Below are 10,472 nucleotides of genomic sequence, written 5' to 3'. Positions count from 1 at the left end.
ATCCTTACTCGCGGAGTGCGCGAGCTTTGGATCGCCCGTTGTGTTCTGTGGGGTGCGACCCCCACACCCCGCCCGGAGGGGCTTCGCCCCCGGGCCCCCTTAACTGTAGTTGTTGTGAGCCGTTCACCTTCGTCGACGGGGTCGAGAAGGCTCTCGCAGGTAGTTCACTGGGTCACCGGCCTCCTCCGTGACGAGTCAAGAAGAGCTGATACTCCGTCAGGCGTAGTCGCCGCACCGACTCCTGCGCCCGGTGCGGTAGCGGAGGTCGGGACTGTGTGCGGACGTGCCGACAGCCGGGAATCCGAAGACTTTCACCATGATGATTCCTGCTCTTGTTATGGCTCTGATCGCGGTTCTGGCCGGGACTGCGGTACCGGCAGCCGGTGGTGTGGTCCGGGTGGACTCCGGATGGTTGCGCGGCAGCGTCGCCGCGGACCACGTCGCTTACCCAGGCGTTCCGTACGCCGCTCCGCCCGTCGGCGAACGGCGCTGGCGACCACCTGCGCGAGTGCAACCGTGGTCCGGCATCCGGAACGCGACAGCGCCCAGCACACCGTGTGCGCAACAGGCGGGCGCGGTGGGCGCAGAAGACTGCCTCTACCTCGACGTGAAGGTGCCACACCGGGTGCGACCGGGTGAGCGGCTGCCGGTGCTGGTGTGGTTGCCGGGCGGCGGCTTCGCCGCGGGCGCGTCGCAAGAGTACGACGGCTCCGAGCTCGCCACCTCGGGGCGACTGATGGTTGTCACCGTCAACTACCGCCTCGGAGCACTCGGCTATCTGTCCTCCCCCGCACTCGGCCAAGGGAACTACGGCCTGATGGACCAGGCCGCGGCCCTGCGCTGGGTACGGCGGAACGCCGCGAGCTTCGGTGGTGACCCGGGCAACGTCACGCTGGCCGGTCAGTCGGCCGGTGCGCGTTCAGTGTGTGCGCTCCTCGCATCACCGCTCGGACGAGGCCTTTTCCACCGCGCGATCACCCAAAGCGGCGCTTGCGACAACAGAGTGCCGACTCTGACCGAGGCACGAGCCGTCGGAGCCAAAGCGACCGAAGACCTCGGTTGTACCGCCGCACCGGACGTCGCCGCCTGTCTGCGTGCGCACCCGCCGACCAGGGTGCTCTCGGTCCTCAGCGGCCTGCCCCCGGTGCACGGCCGGGCCGGCGACCGCCCGTGGGGTCCGAGCGCCGGTACGTCGGTCCTACCTCGGCAACCCGGTGACGCACTGCGCACGGGCACTGCGGCCCGAGTGCCTCTCCTCATCGGTGGTACGGCGGACGAGATGCGCGGGTTCGTCTCCCGGCAGTCGTCGCTGACTGCTGAGCAGTACCGCGCGATGATGGTCGAGACCTTCGGCGACCGGGCGGACGCCGTACTGGCGAAGTACCCGGTCACCAGCACTCCGGCGCTCGCGCTCGCGACGGCACTCAGCGACTGGGGCGGCTTCATCGGTGCTTGTCCGGTCCTGCGCACGGCCCAGGCCGCCGCTGTGCGTCAGCCGGTGTACGCCTACGAGTTCGCCGAGGACAGCGGGCGGGTGACGTCCGACGGGTTCCCGCTGGGTGCGTACCACAGCCAGGACCTGCCGTACCTGTGGACGGTCAACATGCCTCAGAACCCGTACCCGCCGCTCACCGCCGAGCAGGAACGCCTGTCGGCCACGATGATCGAATACTGGACGGCGTTCGCGCGCACCGGCAACCCCAACGGCACAGGTCGTCCGCACTGGCCGGCCTTCAACCACCGGGGCACTGTGCTCGGTCTGTCCACGACAGGTATCGCCCCGACGCCGTACGCCACCGACCACCGGTGCGGCTTCTGGCAGGACCTCCCCCGCTGAGAGTCAGGAAGCGGCCAGGACGAGAACACCGCTGAGCGACGTCACGATGCCGATCTGCTGGATCCGGGCCAGCCGCTCGTGCAGCCAAAGCCGGGCGAGGGTCATCGTGACCACCGTGTGCAGTGAGCCCACGACAGCGGCGATGCCGGCCAGTCCGTGCGTCGTCGCCGTCGCGTACGACGCGTCCGCGGTGACCAGCAGCAGTCCGATGCCGACGATCAGTGGAAGGTCGGTCCGACGGATGCCGAATCGCTCCCCGCGGGCCGCCCAGCCGAGCACCAGCGCGGCAATGATCGCCACCGAGGTCAGCTTGGCCGTCAGCAGGGCCGGTGCGACGGCGTGCTCGCTGGCCCGGTCCAGCGCGAGGAAGAACGTGCCGAACCCGACCGCGGCGAGCAGTCCGTAAGCGATGCTCGGGCCGACGCTCACACTGCCCGTCCGCGGCTGCATCGACGTGATCACCAGCCCCACGACCGCAAGCCCGAGGCCGAGGCCCTGCGACAGCCCGAGCGGCTGTCCGGCCACCAACCCGGCCACCACCGGCACGACAGGCGCGGTCGCGGCGACCGGCGCCACGATGCTCATCGTCCCGACCGACAACCCGCGGTACAGCGCAGCGATCGCGATCGCCTCACCTGCCCCGGCAGCGACGCCCCAGAGCAACTGTCCGCCGCTCAGCAGTCCGTTGCCCCGGACGACGACCAGCACGGCCACCGCGACCAGAGCCGTCCCTTGGGAGATCAGCAGAACCGACAGCAACGGCGCCGTCCGGGACTTCCGCCCGCCGAGGAAGTCGGAGATTCCCCATCCGACCGCTGCCCCCAGCGCCAGTGCCACGGTCACCATGTCGGTCCTCCCACCTCGCCGCTCCGTCCCTTCGATCGTGCTGGTCCCGTCGGGTCCCGGTCCAACACCCGTTCGACGCGGATCTACACGATAACTGTGTAGATCGGGTAGACAGGGGTGGTGGATCTGGAACTGCGCCTGCTCCGGCACTTCGTCGCCGTCGCCGAGGAACTGCACTTCAGCCGGGCCGCCGCCCGGCTGTTCGTCGCCCAGCAGGCGGTCAGCCGCGACGTGCGCAAACTCGAGGACCGCGTCGGGACACCACTCCTGGACCGCACCAGCCGGCGCGTCGAGCTCACGCCGACCGGCCGGCAGTTGCTTGTGCGGGCGCGCCAGCTTCTCGCACTCCACGACGAGACCGTGCTCGAACTGCGCGGCGAGGGACGCTCGTTGCTGGTCGACGTCGTCGGGCAACGGCTGACCCCCGCGCTGGTGCTGGCCGCCGCCCGCGACCGCGCCGAGGGCTACGAGTTCTTCGCGCGGTACCACGGCGGGCTGGACGCTTCGCTCCCGTTGCTGGAGAGCCGGCGGCTGGATGTCACCTTCGGCCGCTGGCACGGCGTCACCACGGAGCCGGTGCAGGGACTCGAGCACCAACTGATCCGGTACGAACGGATCTCGGTGCTGCTGCCCGAGCACCATCCGCTGGCCGCGCACGACGAGGTGCCGCTGGCTGCCCTCCGCCGGACCGAGGCCTGCTGGCACTGCGGCGACCACGCGTCGGGCCAGTGGGAGCAGGCCATGCTGCAACTGTTCGCCGACACCGACACGCCGCCGGCGCCGCCCCGGCCGAACGTGCGCGGCATCGACGAACTGGCGTACCACATCCAGCAGTGGGACCAGCCGATCCTGACCATCAGCAGCCAGCCGGACGTCCCCGGCGCCGTCGTCCGGCCGCTCGTGCAACCGGTTGCGGTCTATCCGTGGAGCATGATCTGGCGCAAGCACCTGCACCACCCCGGTCTGGCGGCTCTGCGCACCGCGGCGGCGCAGTTCGGTGCCGAGGCCGGCTGGCTCGAACTGCCGGACGACGCCTGGCTCCCCACGCCCGAAGCGGGTTTGCTCCGAAACTGACTCATCGCGTGACGCGTGCGGCCGGTTCACCGGTCACGGGGTTGGGCAGGAGCGCGGCCACACACAATCAGCAACAGGTCCTGTGCCGCGCCGGACACGACTTCTCCACTGCCGCAGCTCCAGTCGAGGTCGGTGGCGCGGAGGCGCTCAGGCGGACACCTCGGCGAGACGTCTCTCCAGATACCTGCGCTCGGCGTCTGTGGTGGCCAGCGCGATGGCTTCGCGGTACGACGTCGCGGCCTCCTGGAACCGTCCCAGTCGACGGAGGAAGTCGGCCCGGGTGGCCGGGAGCAGGTGATAGCCGGCGAGCGGGCCGGCCGCGAGGTCGTCGACCAGGCGGAGCCCGACCGCGGGTCCATCGGCCATGCCGATGGCGACCGCACGGTTCAGGGCGACCACCGGGGTCTGCTTGAGCCGCCCGTACAGTGCGGTGATCTGCGGCCAGTCGGTGTCGGCCGCCGTCCGTGCGGAGGCGTGGCAGGCGGCGATTGCAGCCTGGACCTGGTACGGCCCGGGTGCGCCGCGTCTGAGAGCGGCTTCGAGCAGGTTCTCACCTTCAGTGATCAGCGAGTGGTCCCAACGGGTGCGGTCCTGGTCCTCCAGCGTCACGAGTACGCCGTCCGCGTCGAGACGGGTGTCCCGGCGGGCGTCGTGCAGGAGCATGAGCGCAAGCAGTCCTGCAGCCTCCGGCTCGTCCGGCATCAGTTGCACGAGCAGGCGCGCCAGTCTGATCGCCTCACTGCTCAGGCTGCTCCGGACGACGTCGGAGTACCCCTCGTTGAACAGCAGATAGAGCACCGCCAGTACTGCGGGCATCCGCTCGGGCAGAAGGTGCGCAGGCGGGACGCGGTACGGGATGCCGGCGTGCTGGATCTTCTGCTTGGCTCTGGTGAGTCGCTTCGACATGGTCGGCTCGGGGACCAGGAACGCTCGCGCGATCTGCGCCGTACTGAGTCCGGCCAGCGTCCGCAGGGTGAGAGCCACCCGCGCCTCCATGGCCAGCGCCGGGTGGCAGCAGGTGAACATCAACCGCAGCCGGTCGTCGGGTACGTCGTACGGCTGGCCGGACGCGTGGTCCAACGCGGCCACCTCCTTCAGCTTGGCCGCACCGACCGCCTCCCGGCGCAACCAGTCGACGGCCTTGTTCCGTGCGGTCGTGGTCAGCCAGGCGCCGGGCCGGTCCGGTACGCCGTCCCGCGGCCAGCGCTCCAGCGCCGCGGCGAATGCCTCCTGCGCGCACTCCTCGGACAACTCCCAGTCACCGGTCACGCGGATCAGGGTGGCGACCACCTGACCCCACTCCTGCCGGTAGAGCTGCTCGAACGTCACACAACCCCCGGCGGCGGGTCCAGCAGCGGCCGGATCTCGATCGTCCCGTACCCGGCCACCGGGTGCTTGGCCGCGATCTCGATCGCCTCGTCCAGGTCGGCGCATTCGATCATCACGAAGCCGCCGATCTGTTCCTTCGTCTCCGCGAACGGCCCGTCGGTCAGCAGCAGCTCGTCGTCCCGCACCCGGACAGTGGTCGCCTCGGACGGCGGCCGCAGCCCGGCCCCGCCACGGACCACGCCGCGCCGCTCCATCTCCTCCGTCCAACCGCCGCAGCCCTCGTTCGCGTGCTCCTCGGCGGTCTCGTCACCGCACATCATCAGCAAGTACTTCACGGTCCTCCTCCAGACAGTCTCATCCCACCGACGAACAGCCCCGGCGGAAACGGACACCCCACGGTAGAACGCCGGAGCTGGGGCCGGCGGAGCCACGGTGCGCGGAGACCAGCGTCGAAGCGCCACCGGTACAAGGGGACGAACGACGCGGACCCGGGAGCAACGTCGCCGGGCCCTGGCAGCGCCCGTAAAACCGGTCGCGCCCGGCCGCGGCCGGCGGTCAGAGTGGGAGGCATGCTGACCGCGGCTGAACGCGACGAGTTCGACCGCACCGGCCTCCTGCGGGTGGCCGGTGCGATCCCTTCCGCCGACGCCGAGGCCATGTGTGACCGGATCTGGGCGCACGTGGGAGCCGAGCACGGGATCGCCCGGAGCGACCCGGCGACCTGGCTGGTCGAGGAACGGCTGCCCGGGCTGCGGAAGGTCGCCGGCCGGCGTGAGTTCGAGCGGATCGGCTGCCCGGCGGTCCGGGCCGCACTCGACGGGCTGATGGGCGACTGGACCCAGCCGTCGAGGTGGGCCACGCTGCTGGTCACCTTCCCGCGCCGCGAGCGGACCGGCTGGGACGTGCCGTCGACGACCTGGCACAACGACTTCGTGCCGTTCGGGACGGGCCGGCTCCGGGCCGTGCAGATGTTCGTGCTGCTGAACGACCTAGGCCCGCGTGGCGGTGCGACGCTCGTCCTCACCGGTTCGCACCGTCTGGTCCGCCGGTACGCCGACCGGGCCGCCGACGGTCCGCACCCGAAGCGGCTGCGGCGTGAACTGGGTGCGGCCCACCCGTGGCTCCGGGAGCTGTGGAGCGAGACCGGCCCCGGCGACCGGGTCCGGCGCTACCTGGTCGACGGCACCGAACTGGACGGCGTATCCCTGCGCGTGGTCGAGCTGACCGGCCGGGCGGGCGACGTGTACTTCATGCACTGCGACACGTTCCACTCCGCCGCCCCGAACTGCCTCGACCAGCCCCGGATGATGGCCACGGCGATGATCAGGCGAGAACCGGGACAGCGCCGTACGGCGTGAGCCTAGACTTCCGGGTGTCGGCTTTCTCGGGAGGATTTCGATGCCTGACCGTACGCAGACCATTGCCTACCCGGCGCCGGGATCGAGGCCGTCGCGGCGTGATCCGGAGCCGCTCGCGCCGCACGTGATCGTGCTGTTCGGCGCGACCGGCGACCTGGCCAAACGCAAGCTGCTGCCGGGGCTGGCCTACCTGCAGCAGTCCCGGTTCGCGCCCGACGTACGGATCATCGGCTCGGCGACCGAGGAGCTCACCTCCGACGAGTTCCGGGCCCGGGCGCGGACGGCGGTGGAGACGTTCGGGACGCACCGGATGAGCGACGAGGAGTGGGCGCAGTTCGCCGAGCGGCTCGAGTACGTGCCGGTGACGGCCGGGCCGGAGGCGCTGGCGACCGCGGTCAAGGCCGCCGAGACGCTGCTCGGGCCGGACACCTGCCGGCTGCACTACCTGTCCGTGCCGCCGAAGGCCGCGCAGGCGGTGATCGCGATGCTCCGCGACGCCGGCCTGGTCGACCGGGCCCGGCTGGTGATGGAGAAGCCGTTCGGCGACGACCTGGCCAGCGCGATCCACCTGAACAACTTCGTGCACGAGACCTTCGACGAGTCGCAGGTGTTCCGGATCGACCACTTCCTCGGCAAGGAGGCGGCGCTGAACATCCTCGCCTTCCGGTTCGCGAACGGCCTGTTCGAGCCGATCTGGAACCGCAACTTCATCGACCACGTGCAGATCGACATCCCCGAGTCCCTCGGCCTCGACCAGCGGGCCACCTTCTACGAACCGACCGGCGCGTTCAAGGACATGGTGGTCACCCACGTCCTGCAGGTGCTGTCGTTCGTCGCGATGGAACCGCCGACCGCGCTCGAGCCGCGGGCGATCTCGGAGGAGAAGAACAAGGTCTTCCGCTCCATGCTGCCGATCAACCCCGACGACGTCGTCCGCGGCCAGTACGGCGGCTACCGCACCGAGGACGGGGTCGCGCCGGACTCCGACACCGAGACCTTCATCGCGATGAAGGTCGGGATCGACAACTGGCGCTGGGCCGGCGTGCCGTTCTACCTGCGCACGGGCAAGCGGATGGCCGAGGGTATGCGGATCATCTCGATCGCCTTCAAGGAGGCGCCGAAGACGATGTTCCCGGCCGGGTCCGGAGTCGGGTCGCAGGGGCCCGACCACCTGACCTTCGACCTGGCCGACTCGTCGCGGGTGTCGCTGTCGTTCTACGGCAAGCGGCCCGGTCCCGGGATGCGGCTGGAGAAGCTGTCGATGCAGTTCTCCACCCAGGAGACCGAGAGCGCCGGCGACGTGCTCGAGGCGTACGAGCGGCTGATCCTGGACGCGATGCGCGGCGACCACACGCTGTTCACCACCGCCGAGGGCATCGAGTCCCTCTGGGACCGCTCCGCCCACCTCCTCGAGGACCCGCCGCCCGTGAAGCCCTACCAGCCCGGCACCTGGGGCCCGAACGCCATCCACCAGCTCATCGCACCCCGCGCCTGGCGGCTCCCCTTCGAACGCGAATGGCGCGAACACAAGCCGTAGAGATCGCCTACCCGGCGGCCCGCACGTGCTCGGCGTACACGTCGGGCGGGTTCGCCACGTACACCATGGTGGTGTCCTCGTTCGCCCAGGACGCGTTCGAGGACCCGCCCGGCAGGTAGATCACCTCCCCCGGGCCCGCGGTCAGGACCTCACCGTCCTCCGTCCGGACGGCGTAGCTGCCGGACGTGATGACCAGCACCTCGTCGTACGGGAACGAGATGTCCATCGACTCGCCCTTCCCGACCCGGGCGAACCCGACGGTCATCCGGGCGTCCGGCGCACCGGCCTCGTCGATCAGGTCGTTCACGAAGATCTGCTGGTCGCCCACCGCGATCCAGTCTCGGTCGGCACTCGTCAGCTTCCGAACTCTCATACCGCGACCCTAGGAACTCAAGTCGTGTTGAGGTCCAGTCGAGGTGTTGCCGTGAGTCGGGGGTAGGCGCACTATCGAAGTGTGATGTGAGTCACAAACTACTCGCGGCGGTGGGAGGTGGGTAATGACCGGGACGAGGACGCACCTGACCGGGGAGCGGGCGCCGTGCGGGCGGCTCGGGGACGCGGACCGGAGTCAGGAGGACGACTTCGAGGGCTTCCGCATGGACGACGTGCACTACGCGTGCGGGTGCCGCCGGATCCGGCACGAGTTCCACGACGGAAGTGTGCGGATCCAGACCGTGCGGCACGACGGGAAGATCCTGCTCGACGAGCACAGCGGTGACCACGAAGCCTGAACGGGGCGGGCGGTGACGCATGAGCTTTCACGATGTGGTGGTGATCGGTGGAGGCGGCGCGGGGCTGCGGGCCGCGATCGCGGTGGCCGAGACCAATCCGGCGTTGCGGGTGGCGGTGATCTCGAAGGTCTACCCGATGCGCAGCCACACCGTGTCCGCCGAGGGTGGTGCGGCGGCCGTTGCCGCTGACGACGACACGCTGGACGAGCACGCGTACGACACGGTGTCCGGCAGCGACTGGCTGTGCGACCAGGACGCGGTCGAGGCGTTCGTCGCCGAGGCACCGCGGGAACTGCTGCGGCTCGAGCACTGGGGCTGCCCGTGGAGCCGGCAACCGGACGGCCGGATCGCCGTCCGGGCGTTCGGCGGGATGAAGAACAGGCGCACCTGGTTCGCGGCCGACCGGACCGGGTTCCACCTGCTGCACACGCTCTTCCAGACCGCACTCTCGTACTCTGACATCGTCCGGTACGACGAGTGGTACGTGACGAAGATCCTGGTCGACGACGGCCGCGCGTACGGCGTGGTCGCTATCGAGCTGTCCACCGGGCGGATCGAGACCATCACGGCGGGCGCGGTAATCGTCTGCACCGGCGGCTGCGGCCGGGTCTACCCGTTCACCACGAACGCCAACATCAAGACCGGTGACGGGATGGCACTCGCCTACCGGGCCGGCGCCGCGCTGAAGGACATGGAGTTCGTCCAGTACCACCCGACCGGCCTGCCGTTCACCGGCATCCTGATCACCGAGGCGGCCCGGGCCGAGGGCGGCTGGCTGCTGAACAAGGACGGTTACCGCTACCTGCAGGACTACGACCTCGGCACACCGTCGCCGACCCCGGTGCTGCGGAGCATGGAACTCGGGCCACGGGACCGGTTGTCGCAGGCGTTCGTGCACGAGCTGGACAAGGGCCGCACGATCGACACGCCGTACGGCCCGATCGTGAACCTGGACCTGCGGCACCTGGGCGCGAAGCTGATCGACGCCAAGCTGCCGTTCGTCCGGGAGCTGTGCTCGAAGTACCAGAACATCGACCCGGTCAAGGAACTCGTGCCGGTCCGCCCGGTGGTCCACTACATGATGGGCGGCATCCACACCGGCATCCGCGGCGAGACCTCGCTCGAGGGCCTGTACGCCGCGGGCGAGGTGGCCTGCGTGAGCATCAACGGCGCCAACCGGCTGGGCTCGAACTCGTTGCCCGAGTGCCTGGTCTTCGGCAACCGCGCCGGCCGCGCCGCGGCCGTGCACGCCGGCCGGTACCGCCACGCCGTACCGCCGGCGATCGAGGCGCAGGGGCGGGACGAGGTACGGCGGTTGACCGAGGACCTGACCCGGCACTCCGAGGGGCACGAGCGGATCGCGGACATCCGCACCGAGATGCAGGCCACGATGGAGAACGGCGCCGGGATCTACCGCGACGGCGACTCGCTCGCGAAGGCGGCCGAGCAGCTGGAGGAACTGCGGTCGCGGTACACGCACGCGGCGATCGACGACCACAGCACGAGGTTCAACACCGAGCTGATCGCCCTGCTGGAGCTCGGATTCATGCTGGACGTTGCCGAGAGCATCATCGCCTGCGCGCACCGCCGGGAGGAGTCGCGCGGCGCCCACCAGCGCACCGACTTCCCGGCCCGCGACGACGAGCGGTTCCTGGCGCACTCGCTGGTACGGCGGCAGCCGGACGGAACCAGCCGGGTCACGTACCTGCCGGTGACGATCACCCGCTGGCCGCCCGGAGAACGGGTGTACGGGAGGTAGG

The 10,472-nt window shown here is 70.1% G+C and carries 10 protein-coding genes; 6 read left to right on the top strand and 4 right to left on the bottom strand.

Going from position 1 to position 10,472, the window contains the following annotated elements:
- Positions 1-316 precede the first annotated feature (316 nt).
- Positions 317-1,837: a carboxylesterase/lipase family protein gene (locus tag E1218_RS03485; RefSeq protein ID WP_325052804.1), complete on the top strand. Its 1,521-nt coding sequence runs from the start codon at positions 317-319 to the stop codon at positions 1,835-1,837.
- Positions 1,838-1,840: 3 nt separating this feature from the next.
- Here the strand turns inward: E1218_RS03485 and E1218_RS03480 are convergent, their stop codons facing one another.
- Positions 1,841-2,683: a DMT family transporter gene (locus E1218_RS03480; protein ID WP_132316148.1), complete on the bottom strand. Its 843-nt coding sequence runs from the start codon at positions 2,681-2,683 to the stop codon at positions 1,841-1,843.
- Positions 2,684-2,803: 120 nt separating this feature from the next.
- Between E1218_RS03480 and E1218_RS03475 the strand changes: the two genes are divergently transcribed.
- A complete protein-coding gene (locus E1218_RS03475) occupies positions 2,804-3,757 on the top strand; it encodes a LysR family transcriptional regulator (protein WP_233711973.1) in 954 nt (317 codons plus the stop codon).
- A 147-nt stretch (positions 3,758-3,904) separates the two neighbouring features.
- On the opposite strand, the gene E1218_RS03470 is transcribed toward E1218_RS03475, so the two are convergent.
- Positions 3,905-5,086 (bottom strand): RNA polymerase sigma factor, encoded by a 1,182-nt coding sequence (locus E1218_RS03470; RefSeq protein WP_233711972.1) that lies wholly within the window; start codon positions 5,084-5,086, stop codon positions 3,905-3,907.
- Entirely contained in the window at positions 5,083-5,421 is a 339-nt protein-coding gene (locus E1218_RS03465; protein WP_132316142.1) for a YciI family protein, read from the bottom strand. The genes E1218_RS03470 and E1218_RS03465 overlap by 4 nt, the downstream gene beginning before the upstream one ends.
- 234 nt (positions 5,422-5,655) lie before the next feature.
- Between E1218_RS03465 and E1218_RS03460 the strand changes: the two genes are divergently transcribed.
- Together E1218_RS03460 and zwf are read left to right on the top strand one after the other, a co-directional pair.
- On the top strand, positions 5,656-6,444 hold the full coding sequence (locus E1218_RS03460; protein ID WP_132316140.1) for a phytanoyl-CoA dioxygenase family protein: 789 nt from the start codon (positions 5,656-5,658) through the stop codon (positions 6,442-6,444).
- A 40-nt stretch (positions 6,445-6,484) separates the two neighbouring features.
- Complete coding sequence (zwf, locus tag E1218_RS03455; protein ID WP_132316138.1) at positions 6,485-7,981, top strand: glucose-6-phosphate dehydrogenase; 1,497 nt, start codon at positions 6,485-6,487, stop codon at positions 7,979-7,981.
- 7 nt (positions 7,982-7,988) lie between these two features.
- Here the strand turns inward: zwf and E1218_RS03450 are convergent, their stop codons facing one another.
- The gene (locus E1218_RS03450; RefSeq protein ID WP_132316136.1) at positions 7,989-8,354 is read right to left on the bottom strand and encodes a DUF861 domain-containing protein; all 366 of its coding nucleotides are present in this window, start codon (positions 8,352-8,354) and stop codon (positions 7,989-7,991) included.
- A gap of 124 nt (positions 8,355-8,478) precedes the next feature.
- Here E1218_RS03450 and E1218_RS03445 point away from each other — a divergent pair, with 124 nt between their 5' ends.
- Together E1218_RS03445 and frdA are read left to right on the top strand one after the other, a co-directional pair.
- The gene (locus E1218_RS03445; protein WP_132316134.1) at positions 8,479-8,712 is read left to right on the top strand and encodes a hypothetical protein; all 234 of its coding nucleotides are present in this window, start codon (positions 8,479-8,481) and stop codon (positions 8,710-8,712) included.
- A 19-nt stretch (positions 8,713-8,731) separates the two neighbouring features.
- Entirely contained in the window at positions 8,732-10,471 is a 1,740-nt protein-coding gene (gene frdA, locus E1218_RS03440) for a fumarate reductase (quinol) flavoprotein subunit (protein ID WP_132316132.1), read from the top strand.
- The last annotated feature ends 1 nt before the right edge of the window (position 10,472 follow it).

The sequence above is a fragment of the Kribbella turkmenica genome (assembly GCF_004348725.1).
GTDB lineage: Bacteria > Actinomycetota > Actinomycetes > Propionibacteriales > Kribbellaceae > Kribbella > Kribbella turkmenica.
This window is presented reverse-complemented; position numbering and strand designations above follow the sequence as displayed.